This is a genomic window from Arthrobacter sp. D5-1 (genome assembly GCF_017357425.1).
Lineage (GTDB): Bacteria > Actinomycetota > Actinomycetes > Actinomycetales > Micrococcaceae > Arthrobacter.
Map to the genome: position 1 here is coordinate 2,091,808 of NZ_CP014571.1, position 16,642 is coordinate 2,108,449.

The 16,642-nt window shown below is 62.8% G+C and carries 19 protein-coding genes, 2 tRNA genes and 1 riboswitch; of the genes, 19 read left to right on the forward strand and 2 right to left on the reverse strand.

Annotated elements, in window-relative coordinates; genetic code table 11:
• Positions 1-24 precede the first annotated feature (24 nt).
• Positions 25-97: transfer RNA gene (locus AYX22_RS09555), tRNA-Gly, on the reverse strand.
• Positions 98-345: 248 nt separating this feature from the next.
• Between AYX22_RS09555 and AYX22_RS09560 the strand changes: the two genes are divergently transcribed.
• From AYX22_RS09560 to hisF, 15 genes are all read left to right on the forward strand, one after another.
• Positions 346-420: transfer RNA gene (locus AYX22_RS09560), tRNA-Val, on the forward strand.
• Between the two features lie 824 nt (positions 421-1,244).
• The gene (locus AYX22_RS09565) at positions 1,245-2,129 is read left to right on the forward strand and encodes a cytochrome (RefSeq protein WP_207597198.1); all 885 of its coding nucleotides are present in this window, start codon (positions 1,245-1,247) and stop codon (positions 2,127-2,129) included.
• A 70-nt stretch (positions 2,130-2,199) separates the two neighbouring features.
• A complete protein-coding gene (gene def / locus AYX22_RS09570; protein WP_207597199.1) occupies positions 2,200-2,772 on the forward strand; it encodes a peptide deformylase in 573 nt (190 codons plus the stop codon).
• Positions 2,769-3,689, forward strand: coding sequence for a methionyl-tRNA formyltransferase (gene fmt, locus AYX22_RS09575; protein ID WP_207597200.1), 921 nt, complete (start codon positions 2,769-2,771; stop codon positions 3,687-3,689). Before def ends, fmt begins: the two co-directional genes overlap by 4 nt.
• Positions 3,686-5,233, forward strand: coding sequence for a transcription antitermination factor NusB (locus tag AYX22_RS09580; protein ID WP_207597201.1), 1,548 nt, complete (start codon positions 3,686-3,688; stop codon positions 5,231-5,233). The genes fmt and AYX22_RS09580 overlap by 4 nt, the downstream gene beginning before the upstream one ends.
• Before the next feature lie 46 nt (positions 5,234-5,279).
• On the forward strand, positions 5,280-5,954 hold the full coding sequence (gene rpe, locus AYX22_RS09585; RefSeq protein ID WP_172323889.1) for a ribulose-phosphate 3-epimerase: 675 nt from the start codon (positions 5,280-5,282) through the stop codon (positions 5,952-5,954).
• A 77-nt stretch (positions 5,955-6,031) separates the two neighbouring features.
• Positions 6,032-6,187, forward strand: a riboswitch (FMN riboswitch).
• A gap of 89 nt (positions 6,188-6,276) precedes the next feature.
• Complete coding sequence (pnuC, locus tag AYX22_RS09590; protein ID WP_207597202.1) at positions 6,277-6,981, forward strand: nicotinamide riboside transporter PnuC; 705 nt, start codon at positions 6,277-6,279, stop codon at positions 6,979-6,981.
• Complete coding sequence (gene ribD / locus AYX22_RS09595; protein WP_207597203.1) at positions 6,978-8,117, forward strand: bifunctional diaminohydroxyphosphoribosylaminopyrimidine deaminase/5-amino-6-(5-phosphoribosylamino)uracil reductase RibD; 1,140 nt, start codon at positions 6,978-6,980, stop codon at positions 8,115-8,117. Before pnuC ends, ribD begins: the two co-directional genes overlap by 4 nt.
• A complete protein-coding gene (locus tag AYX22_RS09600; protein WP_207597204.1) occupies positions 8,117-8,746 on the forward strand; it encodes a riboflavin synthase in 630 nt (209 codons plus the stop codon). The genes ribD and AYX22_RS09600 overlap by 1 nt, the downstream gene beginning before the upstream one ends.
• The gene (ribB, locus tag AYX22_RS09605) at positions 8,743-9,438 is read left to right on the forward strand and encodes a 3,4-dihydroxy-2-butanone-4-phosphate synthase (RefSeq protein WP_207597205.1); all 696 of its coding nucleotides are present in this window, start codon (positions 8,743-8,745) and stop codon (positions 9,436-9,438) included. The genes AYX22_RS09600 and ribB overlap by 4 nt, the downstream gene beginning before the upstream one ends.
• Positions 9,435-10,139 (forward strand): GTP cyclohydrolase II, encoded by a 705-nt coding sequence (gene ribA, locus AYX22_RS09610; RefSeq protein ID WP_207597206.1) that lies wholly within the window; start codon positions 9,435-9,437, stop codon positions 10,137-10,139. The genes ribB and ribA overlap by 4 nt, the downstream gene beginning before the upstream one ends.
• Positions 10,140-10,157: 18 nt before the next feature.
• Positions 10,158-10,643: a 6,7-dimethyl-8-ribityllumazine synthase gene (ribH, locus tag AYX22_RS09615; protein ID WP_207597207.1), complete on the forward strand. Its 486-nt coding sequence runs from the start codon at positions 10,158-10,160 to the stop codon at positions 10,641-10,643.
• Positions 10,644-10,756: 113 nt separating this feature from the next.
• On the forward strand, positions 10,757-11,020 hold the full coding sequence (locus tag AYX22_RS09620) for a phosphoribosyl-ATP diphosphatase (RefSeq protein WP_024820576.1): 264 nt from the start codon (positions 10,757-10,759) through the stop codon (positions 11,018-11,020).
• An 82-nt stretch (positions 11,021-11,102) separates the two neighbouring features.
• Positions 11,103-11,963 carry an ATP phosphoribosyltransferase gene (gene hisG, locus AYX22_RS09625; protein ID WP_207597208.1) on the forward strand — a complete coding sequence of 287 codons (861 nt, stop codon included), beginning with the start codon at positions 11,103-11,105 and terminating at the stop codon, positions 11,961-11,963.
• 46 nt (positions 11,964-12,009) lie between these two features.
• The gene (gene hisF / locus AYX22_RS09630) at positions 12,010-12,786 is read left to right on the forward strand and encodes an imidazole glycerol phosphate synthase subunit HisF (RefSeq protein ID WP_089594622.1); all 777 of its coding nucleotides are present in this window, start codon (positions 12,010-12,012) and stop codon (positions 12,784-12,786) included.
• 57 nt (positions 12,787-12,843) lie between these two features.
• On the opposite strand, the gene AYX22_RS09635 is transcribed toward hisF, so the two are convergent.
• The gene (locus AYX22_RS09635; protein ID WP_207597537.1) at positions 12,844-13,488 is read right to left on the reverse strand and encodes a TIGR03085 family metal-binding protein; all 645 of its coding nucleotides are present in this window, start codon (positions 13,486-13,488) and stop codon (positions 12,844-12,846) included.
• Positions 13,489-13,577: 89 nt separating this feature from the next.
• Between AYX22_RS09635 and hisI the strand changes: the two genes are divergently transcribed.
• The 4 genes from hisI (at position 13,578) to AYX22_RS09655 (ending at position 16,642) form a co-directional block, all read left to right on the forward strand.
• Positions 13,578-13,994 carry a phosphoribosyl-AMP cyclohydrolase gene (gene hisI, locus AYX22_RS09640; RefSeq protein ID WP_207597209.1) on the forward strand — a complete coding sequence of 139 codons (417 nt, stop codon included), beginning with the start codon at positions 13,578-13,580 and terminating at the stop codon, positions 13,992-13,994.
• A gap of 57 nt (positions 13,995-14,051) precedes the next feature.
• Entirely contained in the window at positions 14,052-15,635 is a 1,584-nt protein-coding gene (locus AYX22_RS09645) for an anthranilate synthase component I (protein WP_207597210.1), read from the forward strand.
• Positions 15,632-16,237, forward strand: coding sequence for a Trp biosynthesis-associated membrane protein (locus tag AYX22_RS09650; protein ID WP_207597211.1), 606 nt, complete (start codon positions 15,632-15,634; stop codon positions 16,235-16,237). Before AYX22_RS09645 ends, AYX22_RS09650 begins: the two co-directional genes overlap by 4 nt.
• Positions 16,238-16,369: 132 nt before the next feature.
• Entirely contained in the window at positions 16,370-16,642 is a 273-nt protein-coding gene (locus AYX22_RS09655) for an HGxxPAAW family protein (RefSeq protein WP_207597212.1), read from the forward strand.

A 16,642-nucleotide genomic window follows, 5' to 3' on the forward strand; every position in this document is an offset into this window, starting at 1 on the left:
TTCCTGCTTTGACAGTGCCTTGCGAGCGGACGACGAGATTCGAACTCGCGACATCCACCTTGGCAAGGTGGTGCTCTACCAGCTGAGCTACGTCCGCAGTGTCGTTTCGACGGACAACCCTTCAGGCTTTCCGTCGCTTTCCGACGAGTAAAAACTCTATAGGAGGTTGTTGCAAACTCCAAATCGAGGGTGGGGATTTGGTTTCGCAGGTGGCTGGATCCTTGAATCTGCGCGGAATCCCCTGAGTTTCACCCATGTAATTCCACCGCTGTAGTTCCGTTGTCAATGAAGGCGCTGATCGGTTTTGCAATCAGGCCGTGGTCGGTTAGTGTTTTCTATGCACCCGGGCGATTGGCGCAGTGGTAGCGCGCTTCGTTCACACCGAAGAGGTCACTGGTTCGAACCCAGTATCGCCCACCAAGAGAAGCCCCCGGAATTCCGGGGGCTTTTGGGTTTCTGAGGCATTTTCCTCCACTCCCTGGTACCTGCGTGGGACTCGCGAGCGAGGTCCATGAATCCTGCTCGGCAGGATGATGGCTACCTACTGTCCCAAGTACCACGGGGACACCACACCGGTACTACCCAGTCCCACCACCAAGGTGTCTCGGTTTCAGTAATTGCCACGGTTGATCGCATTCCCCCTCTTGTCCTGGTGTCATTAAATGGCAATCAACCAGCAGGGCACGCACTCACCGTGGCGACGAGAACTGCGCCCCCGAGGCTTATCAGTACCTGCCGGCGGCCAACCTGGGATTCCTGCAGCTCAACCCGCGCAGGAACGAAGTTGCCAATCTTCATTGATCTTTGCCTCTCTCACATGGGGATTCGGTTCAACGCCAAGGCGCCGATGAAGGATCCCATACCGGACGCTGGTTAGTGCTAGTCGGGTTCTCCTGCGCTTGTGAGGATCGCGGCCACCACGTCCGCTTTTTGCCTGGTGTAAGCACTCCAGTCCTTGGTGCTGACGGCGGCCTCGCGCTTGACGGGGCAGTAATTGCACGGCATTCGCCAACACCGATGGGTATTTCGCGTCACGAAACGCTTCATCGGAGCACTTTGTCAACATGCGTGCTGAGGATGAACCTGATGTGCCCTGGACCCCTCCTGACCCTGGGCTGTCCACTTCGGAACTGGCGGAGACGGCTCCCATCCTTGCGGCGAAGCTGGCCCGGCTGCCGCCGGAGCAACTCGCAATGATCTTCCCGCCGGAGAATTCTGTCGGCCCTGTATGACACAGTCTTTATATGACTGCTCCACTGCTTGCCCACGCTACTGACTACGGCCGGATGTATGCCCGCTCTACCACGGAGCAATTTTCGGTTCCCTCCATCACCACGGTGATCGGACAACAGGCCCACTCGCTGGACGGTTGGTTCAGCTACATGGGTGCGAGCAGTCTCGCTGCGGACCCGGAGCTTCCGGCGATTCTTGGAAGCCCGGCCAAAACCCGCCAAGCGATCAACAAGGCGGCCAAAGCTGCTGAGGTGTATAGGGACGCGGCAGCAGCACGAGGCGACCGCGTGCACACGTACTGCGAGCAGGTTGCCTTGCGTGCTCTGGGACGTCCGCACCGCATGCAGGAATGCAGGGACGACCTCGCAGCCCATGGTGAGGAGGCGTTTGCCGCCCGCTTCGATGAATGGTGGGAACTGTACCGTGTGGAGCCGCTGGCCCCGGAGATCACCGTGTGGAACAAGACTGTGGGCTATGCCGGGACACTTGACCTTGTAGCCCGGATCAATGGGCGTATCTGTTTGATCGACTACAAGACCAAAGGCACCACGCGGGATGGAACGGTCAAGGCCCTCGATGACAAAGTGGTCATGCAACTCGCGGCCGGAATGAAGGCGGAGGAAAGCCTGGTCGATCCCGTTGCCGGAGTATGGGAGCCATGGAAATACGGAGACAACCCCATGCTGCTCGCTGTAGCCATCGGAGAGACCGAAGTCCGGCCGATGCGGGCCAACCCGGAAATCCTCAAGCACCACTGGTGGAAGTTCTGCGCGCTTCGGCGCGTCTGGGAAATGTCGGCAGACGTCTCTGCAGCGGGACAAGCGCTGTTGCCCATTGCTCCGCCGGTGTTCGCAGCGGTTGGCGCCGGAGCGGCAAACAGCGCCAGCGGTGATTGACCTCAACTAAACTGGCTTAGGCTCCGCAACACCCGGAGCCGGGTTTGACGATAGTGAGGACTGACAGCACATGGCAATTTTGAGTATCCGAATCATCGGGGATCCGGTGTTGCGCACCGTAGCGGACCCCGTCACCGATTTCGGTCCGGAGCTCGCCAAGCTGGTAGCTGACATGACGGAAACCATGGAGGACGTGGAGGGTGCGGGCCTCGCCGCACCTCAGATCGGCGTCAGCCAGCGCGTTTTTACTTACCGCATTGGTGGAGTGGAAGGCCACATCATCAACCCTGTCCTGGAAAACAGCGATGACTTCCAGCCGGATGAAGTAGAGGGTTGCCTCTCGATCCCCGGCCTGGGCTTCCCGGTCCGCCGTTTCCGGACAACCAGGGCCACCGGTGTTGATTTGAACGGCAACCCGGTCTCGGTGGAAGCAGAGGGCATGCTTGCCCGGTGTTTCCAGCACGAAACGGACCACCTTGACGGCATCTTGTACACGGACAGGTTGGAAGGGGAGGACCGTAAGGCAGCCCTCCGCGCCATCCGGAACGCCAACTACCATGCCATCACGGAGAAGACCACGTCACAGCGCGCCGCCAGCGTGGGATCCAGTTTTGGTGGCGGCAGTTTCGGGGCACCCGAGTGAGGGTCCTTTTCGCAGGAACCCCCGCGGTGGCCGTCCCATCGTTGGACGCTCTGGTTAAGGCGGGATTCGACGTCGTCGCGGTCCTGACGCGCCCGGACGCGCCGGTAGGCAGGAAGCGTGTACTGACACCTTCGCCCGTCGCAGCGCGGGCCATGGAACTGGGTATCGACGTCATCCGCGCGGCCAAGGTCGATGCGGAAACCACCGCCCGGATCTCGGACTTCGCCCCGGATGTCGCTGCCATTGTTGCCTACGGTGGAATTGTTCCTAAGGCAGCCTTGGGAGTTCCGAGGCATGGGTGGGTCAATCTGCATTTCTCGCTCCTCCCTGCTTGGCGGGGCGCTGCCCCCGTCCAGCGATCAATCATCGCGGGGGACGAAATCACCGGTGCCGTAACGTTCCAGCTCGAAGAAGGCCTCGATACCGGCCCCGTGTTCGGTACCCTCACTGAAGCTGTGCGGCCGGACGACACCTCCGGGGACCTCCTCAAGCGCCTCTCCATCAGCGGAGCCGTGCTTCTCAGCCAGACGCTTTCCGCGATCGACGCCGGTCAGGCTGCCCCGCAACCCCAAACCGGAGAAGTCTCCCTCGCTCCCAAATTGATGCTGGAGGACGGCCGCCTTGACTGGCAGCTGCCTGCCCTTGCCGTCAGTCGCCGGGCCCGTGGTGTGACACCCGAGCCGGGGGCATGGACAACGCTGGAAGGCCAGCGGATCAAACTTGAACCACTGGCACTCCGTCCTGAGATCAAGGACCTGGCTCCGGGCGCCATCAGGGTGGATGGCAAGTCTGTGCTGGTGGGCACCGGATCCCACGCCGTTGAGCTCGGCAGGATCCAGCCGGCAGGTAAGAAAATGATGTCGTCGGCTGACTGGGCCCGCGGCTTGGCAACACCCGAGAGAGTGGTATTCGAATGAGTGAGTCCGGCCGGCGAGGCCCCAACAACAGCGGGAACCGGGACGGCGCCGGACAAGGCAACCGGGGTGCACGTGGCGAAAGCCGGCGTGACGCCCAGGGCCGGGAGCGAAACCGTGGCCCTCAACGGGGCTTCACGAACAATGCTCCATCGCAGCGTACGCGCCGCGCTGACCCAGCCCGTCTTGTGGCCTTCGAAGTGCTCCGTGCTGTTGCTTCCGAGGATGCCTACGCCAACCTGGTGCTCCCAGCCCGCATCCGGGAACACCGGTTGGATCGCCGGGATGCCGGCTTCGCCACGGAGCTGAGCTACGGCGCTTTGCGCGGTCAAGGCACCTATGACGCTATTCTCGCCCGCTGCGTGGACCGCCCCCTCGAGCAGTTGGACCCTGCAATCCTGGATGCCCTGCGGATTGGCGCCCATCAGTTGCTCTCAATGCGTGTTCCTGCGCATGCAGCGTTGGACCAGACCGTTGGCTTGGCGCGTGCCGTCATCGGCGCAGGTCCGTCAGCCCTGATCAACGCAGTCCTGCGCAAGGTCACTGCCCACAGCATGGGCGAGTGGTTGGACATCCTGCTGGCCAACGAAACCGATGAAACCCGGATTGCCTCGCTTCGGCATGCCCACCCTGAATGGATTGTCCGCGCATTGCGCCAATCGCTTGTCAACCACGGACGTCCGAAGTCGGAAATTGATGACCTGCTGGAGGCGGACAACGCCGCGCCCGTGGTTAATCTGGTGGCACTGCCGGGTTTGGGAAGCCTGGACGAGGCTTTCGACAATGGGGCCACGGCAGGCGAACTGGTGGAAGATTCGGCATTGTCCGCCGGTGGAGACCTCGGCCGCCTGGAAACAGTTCGTCGCGGAACCACCCGCGTCCAGGATGTCGGATCCCAGCTGGTTGCCCGGGCCTTGGCTGGCGTGGACCTGGGCGCCTCCTCCGGAAGTGAACGCTGGTTGGACTTGTGCGCAGGTCCGGGAGGCAAGGCCGCTCTTCTGGCTGCCCTGGCGCACAGGGACGGCGCTACCTTGTTGGCCAACGAGCCCGCGCCACACAGGGCGAAGCTCGTTCAGCAGGCACTGTCGGCTGTTCCGGAGGACACATGGTCGGTACGGACGGGTGATGGACGCGACGTTGGTTCGGAGCAGGCGGAAGCTTTCGACCGCGTGTTGGTTGATGTTCCCTGCAGCGGGCTGGGAGCGTTGCGCAGGCGGCCCGAATCGCGCTGGCGGCGCTCACCCAAGGACATTGGCGACCTCGGTCCGTTGCAACGTGACCTCTTGAAGTCTGCAATTGATGCAGTAAAGCCCGGCGGCGTGGTTGCCTATGTGACATGCTCGCCGCACCCGGCCGAAACCACTGCGGTTGTCAGCGACGTCATGGCCAAGCGTGCGGACCTGGAACTACTCAACGCCGGGCAGGCTCTTGACGATGTCAGCCTCACCGGACACTTGGGCGCAGGTCACGAACAAACAGCCCAGTTGTGGCCGCACGTCCACCAGACCGATGCCATGTTCATGGCCATCATCCGTAAAAAGCCGTAACTGCCGGAACCCGGCTTTCCATTTCCACCGACCCAGAGGGGCTGCTTTGTCTCAGTGCTGTATCAATCCGAGCATCCTGTCTGCCGATTTCGTCAACCTTGAGGCGGAACTGCAGCGGATCAGCAATGCCGATGCCGTTCACGTCGACGTCATGGACAACCACTTTGTCCCCAACCTGACGCTGGGCCTTCCGGTCGTGCAGCGGATCCAGGCGGTCAGTCCGGTACCGTTGGACGCCCACCTGATGATTTCCGACGCCGACCGCTGGGCGCCTGCCTACGCGGACGCAGGCGTTGCTTCGGTGACGTTCCATGCGGAAGCCGCCATGGCCCCCGTCAAGCTGGCACGCGAACTGCGTGCGCGGGGATCCAAAGCTGGAATGGCCCTTCGTCCGGCTACGCCGGTTGAGCCCTACCTGGACATGCTCAGCGAGTTGGACATGCTGTTGATCATGACGGTGGAGCCCGGATTTGGTGGGCAGTCCTTCCTGGACATCACCCTGCCCAAAATCCGACGTGCGCGGGCTGCGGTAGAGGGCTCCGGCATCGGCGTGGCCATCCAAGTGGATGGGGGAATTACTGAGGAAACCATCATCAGGGCCGCAGAAGCCGGTGCCAATGTGTTCGTGGCAGGCTCGGCGGTCTATGGGCACCAGGACCCCGCAGCTGCGATCGATCGGCTCCGTGCAGCGGGCCAGGCTGTGACGGCGACGTTCGCCTGACGATCGTCACCACATGTTACGAAGATGGCTGGGAATAGCCCGGCCGTCTTGGTAGTTGTGGCAGAATAACAACACACATACGTGCTCCGGGGTCGGTGTAAGTCCGAACCGGCGGTTATAGTCCGCGACCCGCGAGCCATCGGATTCCAAGTGATTGGACCTTCGATGGCAGACGGTTGAACTGGTGAAATTCCGGTACCGACAGTTAAAGTCTGGATGGGAGAAGCACGTACAGTCATGCCGTGGGCGTTCCTTTAGCGACGCCCGGCATTGCGCTGTCGTACACCCCCGGAGTCATCGCGGCTTACTGGGAAGGAACGGCATGGACTTTCTGCGATGGCTCTTCGAAGCACAGATCCCCGTTGGAGGATCTGCTCTTGTCTTACGCGAAGTGCTTGGAAACATTTTTGGGCTCCTCAGCGCCCTCGGCGGTATGCGCCGCAAAGTCTGGGCTTGGCCGATCGGCATAATCGGCAACATCCTCCTGCTCACGGTCTTTCTGGGTAACGTCTTTGGTGCAGCTGCGCCGGCTACCCTGTGGGGGCAGGCAGCACGGCAGGTGATGTTCATCGCCGTCGCCATTTACGGCTGGTACCGGTGGCAGCAAGGCCGTCAATCGAGCAGCCAAGGGCGCGCCATTGTGCCTGGCTGGGCCAGCAACAAGGTCCGCATCGCCCTGGTTGGCGCCATGGTGGCCGGCACGGCAGCGCTGACGCCCTTGTTTGATGCCCTCGGTTCCTACCCGCCGGTCTGGGCCGACGCCTGGACCTTCATGGGGTCACTTCTGGCGACGTACGGCATGGCCCGTGGATGGACTGAGTTCTGGCTGATCTGGGTTGCCGTGGACATTGTAGGTGTGCCGTTGCTGTTCAGCGCCGGCTACTACGCCAGCGCGGTCATGTACCTGTTCTACGGCTTCTTCACCCTCACCGGGTTCTTCGTCTGGTGGCGGGCCGAAAAGCGCGAACGCACCGGTCGTGATGCCGGCACACCGGACCTTGCACTACCGGCGGGAGTTGCACGATGACGGCCGATACAGCCCTCTACACTCCGGCGGAGCGCGCGGCCATGGATGCCGCACTCGCCGCAGCCCTTGCCGGTCCCCGCGGAGCCAACCCGTTGGTTGGGGCAGTCATCCTCAGTCCCGGGGGCCAGCAATTGGCGACGGGATACCATCGGGGTGCCGGCACGGCCCATGCCGAAGCAGACGCGATCTCCGAAGCCCGCAAGCAAGGCATCGACACCGTGGGAACAACCATGGTGGTGACCCTGGAACCGTGCAACCATGTGGGCCGCACGGGACCCTGTGCGCAGGCAATCATGGCGGCGGGAATCTCAAAGGTGATTTACGCCGTCGACGATCCCCACGACCCCGCTGCGGGCGGTGCCCGTACGCTCCGTTCCGCCGGCGTGGAGGTCCGTTCCGGGCTGGCCCTGGAGCGGGCGTTCGACCTCAATCGCGATTGGTTCGACGCCGTTGCCGCCAAGCGCCCCTTCGTCACCTTGCACATCGCCCAGACGTTGGACAGCCGCATTGCGGCCGAGGACGGCACCAGTCAATGGATTTCCAGTCCGGAGTCGCTCGCTGACAACCATGGGCTGCGGGGACTCATCGACGCCATCCTGGTGGGCACGGGGACGGTCCTGATCGACAACCCCAGGCTGACTGCGAGGGACGCGGAGGGAGAACTCTCCAACCGGCAGCCGGTCCGCGCCGTAATGGGTTTACGGGAGGTCCCTGAGGATGCGGCAGTCCGGGGGACCGACGGGCGCTTTGTGCACCTGCCAACACGGGATCCGGCAGAGGCTTTGGGCATGCTGTTCGACCAGGGAGTCAGGCACGTCATGGTGGAAGGCGGCTCGTCCATCCTGAGCACATTCCTTGGCGCGCATCTCGTGGACGAGCTGATCGTCTACATGGCTCCGACGTTGCTGGGATCCGGAACTCCCGCCCTGCACGACCTCGGAATCACCACGCTGGCGGACGCCCAGCACTGGTCCTGGGACGACGCCGGTGGCGGAGCGGTCCGGACGCTCGGCAACGACCTTCGGCTGCACCTGCGGTCCCCAAGGGGCACCGCCGCCAATATCAAGAATTTGGTTCCACACAAGAGTTTGGTTCCGCGCGGTGAAGCTGCGGAACATGTCACAGGAGGACACTGATGTTTACGGGAATCGTTGCAGAACAAGGCACCGTGCTGGGCATTGAGCATGACGGCGACGCCAGCGCCACGCTGCGGCTGAAAGCACCCACCACCACCGATGGCTTGGCCTTGGGTGGTTCCATCGCCGTCAACGGAGTGTGCCTGACCGCCACACAAATTGACGGGCAGGACTTCAGCGTTGATGTCATGGGTGAAACCCTCGTCCGGACCACCATCGGCGGGTTGGCCCCGGGGGACACCGTGAACCTTGAACGCTGTGTTCCAGCGGGGGGACGGCTGGACGGCCATGTGGTGCAGGGGCACGTGGACGGTGTGGGGGAGTTGCTGGAACGCGAGGCCCTCGGAAATTGGGACCGGCTGCGGTTTGGTGTCCCGGCCCCGTTGGCACGCTACATCGCGGAGAAAGGTTCGATCGCCGTCGACGGTGTCTCGCTGACAGTGACCGCCGTCAGCGCTGCTGCCGAACCGGCGCCGTGGTTTGAGGTGGGGCTGATCCCCACAACGCTGGAAGAAACCGGGCTGGGAGCCAAGTCAGTGGGTGGCCACGTCAACCTGGAAGTGGACGTGTTGGCCAAGTACACCGAACGCCTCCTGTCCTTCGCGCCGCAGGCAGGGAGCACACGATGAGCGCCCCTGCAAAGACCTCACCGGCCGGAACTCCCCGTATAGCACTGGATCCCGTGGAAACGGCCATTGAGGCGATGGCCGCGGGCCGGGCAGTGATCGTGGTGGACAACGAGGACCGTGAGAACGAAGGTGACATTATTTTCGCGGCCCAGCATGCCACGCCCGCACTCATGGGATGGACCATCCGGTATTCATCCGGCGTCATCTGCGTCCCTTTGGACGGCGAACGTGCGGATGCACTGGTGCTGCCTCCCATGGTGGAGATCAACGAGGACGCCAAGGGGACCGCATACACCGTTTCCTGTGATGCAGCGATCGGCGTCAGTACAGGTATATCGGCTACGGACCGGGCCCTGACGGCCCGTATTCTGGCAGATCCGGGCAGCACCCCGGCCTCCATAACCCGTCCCGGGCATATTTTCCCGTTGCGTGCGGTTAAAGGGGGAGTGCGTGAACGTCCGGGTCACACGGAAGCTGCCGTAGACCTGTGTCGTCTTGCCGGGTTGGCCCCGGTGGGTGTGATCGCAGAGTTGGTACATGATGATGGTGAAATGATGCGCTTGGACAGCCTGCGCGACTTCGCCGCCGACCATGGATGCCCCCTCATCTCCATAGAGGACCTGGTGTCGTATGTTGAGGCGGTAGAGTCCCAGACGGCACCCATTTCACAGGAGGACGAGGAGAAGCGATGACCGCATCGACCACGCGCAGCAGCGACCACACCGGCCCTGCGCCCCACCCCGTCAGCGGTGGCCCGATCGTGCAGTTGCCCACGGCTTTCGGCGACTTTGTGGCTCAGGCCTGGACGGACCACGTGACCGGCGTTGAACACCTCGCCGTCAGTTCGCCCAATCCGCCGAAGGATGGCCGTGCGCCGCTGGTACGGCTGCACTCCGAGTGCCTGACCGGCGATGTTTTCGGTTCATACCGCTGCGACTGCGGAGAACAGCTGGCTTTTGCCTTGGAACTCATCCACGCCGAAGGCGGAACGCTGCTCTACCTGCGCGGCCAGGAGGGCCGCGGCATCGGGCTGGCCAACAAGATCAAGGCCTACGCCTTGCAGGAAGCCGGTTTCGACACAGTGGAAGCCAATGAGCAGCTGGGCTTGCCGGTTGATGCACGTTCGTACAGCGCGGCAGGACAGATCCTCGCCGAGATGGGACTTCATGAAGTCCGGCTTCTGAGCAATAATCCCGACAAGCAGCACCGGCTCGACAAGGCCGGAGTGACTGTGGTGGAAATGGTCCCCACCGAGGTGCCTTCACGCGAACAGAACCTGCGCTACCTGCAAACCAAGAAGGACCGGATGGACCACCGGCTGACGCTCGATGTCGAGCCCGTCAGCAATGGCAAGACGCCTTCGAACCACACCTTTGACAACAACCAAGACTGAACGGATCCACACCACACCATGAGCGGACACGGCGCCCCCACTATCGACCTCACCACCCTTAACCCTGAGGAAACCTCGCAGCTCAAGCTGGCCATTGTGGCAGCAAGCTGGCACACACAGATCATGGACGGGCTGGTGGATGGCGCACTTCGCGCCGCCAAGGAAGCCGGGATCGCCGAGCCCACACTCCTGCGGGTTCCGGGCAGCTTTGAGCTTCCTGTCGCCGCCGCCAGGCTCGCACCGCACTTTGACGCAGTGGTGGCACTTGGCGTGGTCATCCGCGGCGGGACACCGCACTTTGACTACGTATGCCAGGCCGCGACATCCGGACTCACCGATGTCAGTGTCCGCACCGGCGTGCCTGTGGGCTTCGGTGTCCTCACCTGTGACACCGAGCAGCAGGGCCTGGACCGCGCAGGCCTGCCCGGTTCCAAAGAAGATAAAGGCCACGAAGCTGTCACCGCAGCCCTCGCCACGGCAGTGACGTTGAAGCAGTTCAGCTAAAGCCCTTGCCTGCGGGCACTCAAGGGGATGTGGGTGTGTCTTCACTCACATCCCCTTCGTCATGCAACGCCCCAACAAGCGGTGTCCGCCCCGGAGCAAGTAGTCTGGAGGGCGTGAAGAATTTCGAGACGCTGTTCGCAGAACTGAGTGAGAAAGCAGCGACCCGCCCGGCAGGCTCGCGCACGGTTGCCGAACTGGACTCCGGAATCCACGGCATCGGCAAGAAGGTGGTCGAAGAGGCCGCCGAAGTCTGGATGGCCGCGGAGTACGAATCGGACGAAGCCGCCGCTGAGGAAATCTCCCAGCTGCTCTACCACCTGCAGGTCCTCATGCTCGCCAAGGGCCTCACTCTGGAGGACGTTTACAAGCATCTCTAGCCACGCCACTCCGCTCGCCTGTAGCGGAGCCCCTACGTGGCCAAGGTGCCTGAAAACTCCCTTCCAACAAGAAAGTCTCCCCATGCTCCGTGTAGCAGTCCCCAATAAGGGATCCCTGTCCGAAGCCGCCTCGGCCATGTTGTCCGAGGCCGGTTACCGCCAACGTCGCGATACCCGCGAGCTGGTCATGGTGGACCCCGACAACGACATTGAGTTCTTCTTCCTCCGTCCCCGTGACATCGCTGTTTACGTGGGCCAGGGAACGCTGGATGTCGGCATCACCGGCAGGGACCTCCTGCTCGATGCGAAGGTCGAAGCCGAGGAAATTCTTCCCCTGGGCTTTGCGCCGTCAACCTTCCGGTTTGCCGGTCCTGTAGGTGACTTCGCCGGCGTCGAACAGCTTGAAGGGAAGCGCCTGGCCACCAGCTATGACGGCCTCCTGCGCGACTATCTCGCCGGGCGCGGCGTGAACGCCACAGTGGTCCGCCTCGATGGTGCTGTGGAGTCCTCCGTACGCCTCGGCGTGGCGGACGCCATTGCCGACGTCGTCGAAACCGGAAACACCCTCAAGGCTGCCGGCATGGAGATCTTTGGCGATCCCATCCTGAAGTCCGAGGCCGTGCTCATCCGCCGCTCCGGTTCAGGTGGAGCAGCCAACGGTACAGCCAAGGAAATCGAGATCCTCATCCGCCGGCTCCAGGGCGTCCTGGTGGCCCGCCAGTACGTGCTGATGGACTACGACATCCGCAAGGACCTGGTGGAAGACGCCGCTGCGCTGACTCCCGGCCTTGAATCGCCCACCGTGTCGCCCCTGCGTGATTCGGAATGGGTTGCCGTGCGGTCAATGGTTCCCAAAAAAGAAACCAACCGCATCATGGACGAGCTCTACGACCTCGGTGCGCGCGCCATCCTGGTCAGCAGCATCCACGCCTGCCGCATCTAACCCACGCAGTGATCGAGTAGAGCCCAGCAGAACTGAGGAGCAGCACATGGCTGTAGCCGTCCGCGTCATACCCTGCCTTGATGTCGACGCGGGCCGCGTCGTCAAAGGCGTCAACTTTGAAGGCCTCCGCGACGCCGGTGATCCGGTGGAACTTGCGCACCGTTACGACAATGGCGGGGCCGATGAACTGACGTTCCTGGACGTCACTGCCTCATCCGGCAACCGCGAAACCACGTTCGACGTCGTTCGCCGCACGGCTGAGGAAGTCTTCATTCCCCTCACCGTGGGTGGTGGTGTCCGTGGCGTGGCAGAGGTGGACAAGCTCCTGCGCTTCGGTGCGGACAAGGCGTCCATCAATACCGCCGCTGTTGCCCGTCCGGAGGTCATTGACGAAATCACCCGTCACTTCGGCTCGCAGGTCCTGGTGCTCTCCGTGGATGCGCGCCGTACCCGCGAAGGTGACGTCCCGACGTCGTCCGGTTTTGAAGTGACCACCCACGGTGGCCGCACCGGAACCGGCATCGACGCCATCGCCTGGGCCAAGGAAGCAGCGGACCGGGGCGTGGGCGAAATCCTGCTCAACTCGATCGACGCCGACGGTACGAAGGACGGCTTCGACCTTGAATTGATCCGCTTGGTCCGCGCTGCAGTGAACATTCCGATCATTGCCTCGGGCGGCGCCGGGGAACCGGCCCACTTCCCGCCCGCCGTAGAAGCAGGAGCTGATGCCGTACTGGCCGCTTCGGTGTTCCACTTTGGTCCGGACGACATGATCGCCCAGGTCAAGGCCGCCATCCGGGAGGCCGGCTTCGAAGTCCGTTGATCGGCAATGATTAAAAGCAAGGGAGGGTCACCACGCAGTGACCCTCCCTTGGTTTGTTTAGAGGCCGATATCGGCGGACTGCAACAACGCGACGGCGTCCGGCTGGCCTTCGAAGGTGACCAAAGCCTGGCTGGTGCGGCCGTGCGCATGCATGAGCAATTCGCCCGGTTCGCCAACAATGGCGACGGAAACGGGGGCGCGCTTGGCGACATGCCGCGGCCCGGTGGGACGTACCAGGACGATGCCGAGGTCTACGCCGCGGTACAGGAAGGCAGCCCGCTTGATGAGGTCGTCCCACAGGGCATCCGAATATGCTTCGTCGAGTGCGCGGGGGGCCCAACGGTCGCCCGCGCGGCGGACGTCCTCAGTGTGAACGAAATACTCAATGAGGTTGGACGTCTCATCCAGGGCTTTGATCTTCAAGGGGGAGAGGGCCGGTGGGCCGGCGCGGAACGTCTTGATGAGGTCCGCGTAGGCGTCAGGGCTCTTGAGCTTGGCTGCAAGCTTGGAAGTGGCCTTTTCCGAGGCCTTGCCCAGGCTGGGAATCAGAAGGCCCAAACCCACTGCAATCTTCCGTTCGCGCAGATACAAATGAGCAGCAAGATCCCGCGTCTGCCACCCTTCGCAGAGCGTGGGGGAGTCAGGTCCGGCCGCCAGCAGGGTTTCGGCCAGTACTTCTCGGGAAGGATCGACGAAATGCATCACTTGTGAAACTAGCACGATCGGAGCCCTCATGCGCAGTGGAACCGCCGCAGAATCCGGCTCCCGCCAAAGGCACTAGACTTGATCTGATGTCAGAGCAGTCCGCCCCCAGCCACTCTCCCGCCGTGGAGCCCTCCAGCGACCCCGCAGGCCCCTTGCCGCAGGAGATCGCCAGCGCCCTCAAGCGTGATTCATCCGGACTCGTTGCCGCTATCGTGCAGCAGCATGACACCAACGAGGTCCTCATGCTTGGTTGGATGGATGACGAGGCTCTCCACCGCACCATGACCACGGGACGTGTGACGTTCTACTCGCGCTCCCGCCAGGAGTACTGGCGCAAGGGCGACACCTCCGGACACGTACAGTTCGTGAAGTCTGTCGCCCTTGACTGCGACGGCGATGCCCTCCTGATCCGCGTGGACCAGATCGGCGCAGCCTGCCACACCGGTACCCGGACCTGCTTCGATGGTCGCGACTTCACAGTTGTTACGGGCCACCGCGACTAAGGCACCCACTACTTTCCACTGACGCACCACCTCAGACAAAAGGCGGAGAACATAGCCATGCAGGACCTTGGAATCATCAGCCCGGGCCTGGAAGAGTTCCGCGAACTCGCCGTCCACAGCCGTGTCATCCCTGTCCGACTCAAGGTTCTGGCAGACGCCGAGACTCCTATCGGCTTGTACCGAAAGCTGGCCAAGGGCCAACCTGGAACATTCCTCTTGGAATCCGCGGCAGTTGGCGGCGCGTGGTCGCGTTACTCCTTCATCGGATCCAAGTCCCGTGCCACGCTGACCACCAAAGACGGACAGGCCCACTGGATTGGTGAGCCGCCCGTGGGGGTTCCGGTCTCGGGTAACCCTGTTGACGCGGTGCGGGACACCATCGAGGCACTCCAAACAGACCGCTTTGATGGGTTGCCGCCGTTCACGTCCGGTTTGGTGGGCTTCCTCGGGTGGGAAGCCGTCCGTCACTGGGAGCGGCTGACGTCTCCGCCCGAAGACGACCTGCACCTGCCTGAGATGGCCCTCAACCTGGTCACCGACATGGCTGTTCATGACAATGTGGACGGCACCGTCCTCCTGATTGCCAACGCCATCAACTTCGACGACAGCTCCGAGCGCGTGGACGACGCCTGGCACGACGCCGTCGCCCGGGTGAAGGGTTTGCTGGACCTGATCAGCACCCCCGTGGCCCAGCCGGTCTCTGTGCTGGAAACCGCTGCCCTGGACTTTGCTTCCAGCGTCCAGGAGCGGTGGGATGAAGCCAAGTACCTTGAGGCGATCGACCGCGGCAAGGAAGCCATTGTTGACGGCGAGGTTTTCCAAGTGGTGATTTCCCGGCGCTTCGAGATGGAATGCGCTGCGGATCCCCTGGATGTTTACCGCGTCCTGCGCAACACCAACCCGAGCCCGTACATGTATCTCTTCAGCCTGGAGGATGCGGACGGCCGCGGGTACTCGATTGTGGGTTCGTCACCGGAAGCGCTTGTGACTGTGACCGGCGAGGAAGTCATCACCCACCCCATCGCCGGTTCGCGCCCCCGTGGGAAGACCGTTGAGGCGGACAAAGCACTGGCGACAGAACTGCTGGCCGACCAGAAGGAGCGGGCCGAGCACCTGATGTTGGTGGACCTGTCCCGCAACGATCTGTCAAAGGTCTGTGTGGCAGGAACGGTGGACGTCACGCAGTTCATGGAAGTGGAGCGGTTCAGCCACATCATGCACCTGGTGTCCACCGTGGTAGGGAAGCTCGCTCCCCAGGCCAAGGCCTACGACGTCCTCAAAGCGACGTTCCCGGCGGGCACGCTGTCCGGCGCTCCCAAGCCCCGCGCGCTGCGACTGCTGGACGAACTGGAACCCCACCGGCGTGGCATCTACGGCGGCGTGGTGGGTTACCTGGACTTCGCCGGTGACATGGACATGGCGATTGCCATCCGGTCAGCCCTGCTCCGTGAAGGCCGCGCCTATGTCCAGGCCGGCGGTGGAATCGTGGCCGATTCGCACAAGCCATCCGAAGCGCTGGAGACGGTGAACAAAGCGGCCGCGCCCCTTCGGGCCGTTCACACCGCGGGATCGCTGCAGAACATTTCCGCTGAGACGGTAGGGACTGCGGATATCCACGACGACGGGACTTCCGCGTCATGAGCACCGCACCCTCAGCATCTCCCGTCAGGCAGCCGCCGCGCTGGGCACGTAAATCCACTGTGGTTCTCGCCACCACCATCCTTGCCCTGGCGGTATTCGGTGCCACCACGCAGACCTGGATCGAGGTCAGCCTGGATCCCACCGGAGCGTCCAACAGCGACCTCCACGTCCAAGGCAGCAAGGCAGCCACGGCAGTTACTGCCCTTGCGGTGGTCGCCTTGGCCGGCGGACTGGCAGCGTCCATTGCCGGGAAAATCGCGCGCTGGATCATCGCGGTCCTCATCGTCCTGTCGGCGGCCGGGATCATTCTTGCCGCAATCACTGTCCTGCTTGACCCGTTGGGTGCCGCCCAAGGTGCCATTGCTGCAGCAACAGGCGTGTCCGGCGGACAGGCTGACGCTGCGTCCACGGCGTTCCCGGTGGCAGCCATTGTGGCGGGTGCCCTGCTGGCCTTTTGCGCTGTTGCCTTGCCGCTGGCCGGACGTTATTGGACCTCCCGGACCAAGTACGACGCCGGCGCGCGGGGCCGGAAGAGCAGTAACGAACCGGTGGACGAGATTGACAGCTGGGACAGCCTGTCGCGTGGTGAGGACCCTACGTAGGCAGCCACAGTGGGCTTCCGGGCAGGTGTGGCGCAACAAAAGCCCACACGCCTGTCGTGACGTCGGACGATGTCCCGGGCGCCGCCAATAAATGGCAGAATGTAAGCAGTATTCATCCTGAGGAGATTTCACATGAGCAAAACAACAGTGTCCGCAAACCAAGCTGAATCCACCATGGCCAGCCACGCTGACGCCATTGGCCACGGAAACAGCCCGGCTGCCTGGACCTGCGTACTTGTGATGCTGGTCGGTGCCCTGATTTCCTCCATCGCGTTCGTCATTGCCAGTACCCCGATCTTCATTGGCGGACTGGTTGTCATGGTCATCGGCCTGATCGTGGGCTTCGTCATGCGCAAGGCGGGCTACGGAGTGGGCGGCAGCAAGCTGCAGAACAACGGCCACTAA

Coding starts and splice junctions, on each gene's coding strand:
- ribD (WP_207597203.1), top strand. CDS start 6,978: ATGACGGCCGATACAGCCCTCTACACTCCGGCGGAGCGCGCGGCCATG.
- AYX22_RS09580 (WP_207597201.1), top strand. CDS start 3,686: ATGAGTGAGTCCGGCCGGCGAGGCCCCAACAACAGCGGGAACCGGGAC.
- hisI (WP_207597209.1), top strand. CDS start 13,578: ATGTCAGAGCAGTCCGCCCCCAGCCACTCTCCCGCCGTGGAGCCCTCC.
- ribB (WP_207597205.1), top strand. CDS start 8,743: ATGAGCGCCCCTGCAAAGACCTCACCGGCCGGAACTCCCCGTATAGCA.
- hisF (WP_089594622.1), top strand. CDS start 12,010: ATGGCTGTAGCCGTCCGCGTCATACCCTGCCTTGATGTCGACGCGGGC.
- AYX22_RS09565 (WP_207597198.1), top strand. CDS start 1,245: ATGACTGCTCCACTGCTTGCCCACGCTACTGACTACGGCCGGATGTAT.
- pnuC (WP_207597202.1), top strand. CDS start 6,277: ATGGACTTTCTGCGATGGCTCTTCGAAGCACAGATCCCCGTTGGAGGA.
- def (WP_207597199.1), top strand. CDS start 2,200: ATGGCAATTTTGAGTATCCGAATCATCGGGGATCCGGTGTTGCGCACC.
- AYX22_RS09635 (WP_207597537.1), bottom strand. CDS start 13,488: ATGCATTTCGTCGATCCTTCCCGAGAAGTACTGGCCGAAACCCTGCTG.
- AYX22_RS09655 (WP_207597212.1), top strand. CDS start 16,370: ATGAGCAAAACAACAGTGTCCGCAAACCAAGCTGAATCCACCATGGCC.
- AYX22_RS09600 (WP_207597204.1), top strand. CDS start 8,117: ATGTTTACGGGAATCGTTGCAGAACAAGGCACCGTGCTGGGCATTGAG.
- ribH (WP_207597207.1), top strand. CDS start 10,158: ATGAGCGGACACGGCGCCCCCACTATCGACCTCACCACCCTTAACCCT.
- ribA (WP_207597206.1), top strand. CDS start 9,435: ATGACCGCATCGACCACGCGCAGCAGCGACCACACCGGCCCTGCGCCC.
- AYX22_RS09650 (WP_207597211.1), top strand. CDS start 15,632: ATGAGCACCGCACCCTCAGCATCTCCCGTCAGGCAGCCGCCGCGCTGG.
- AYX22_RS09645 (WP_207597210.1), top strand. CDS start 14,052: ATGCAGGACCTTGGAATCATCAGCCCGGGCCTGGAAGAGTTCCGCGAA.
- hisG (WP_207597208.1), top strand. CDS start 11,103: ATGCTCCGTGTAGCAGTCCCCAATAAGGGATCCCTGTCCGAAGCCGCC.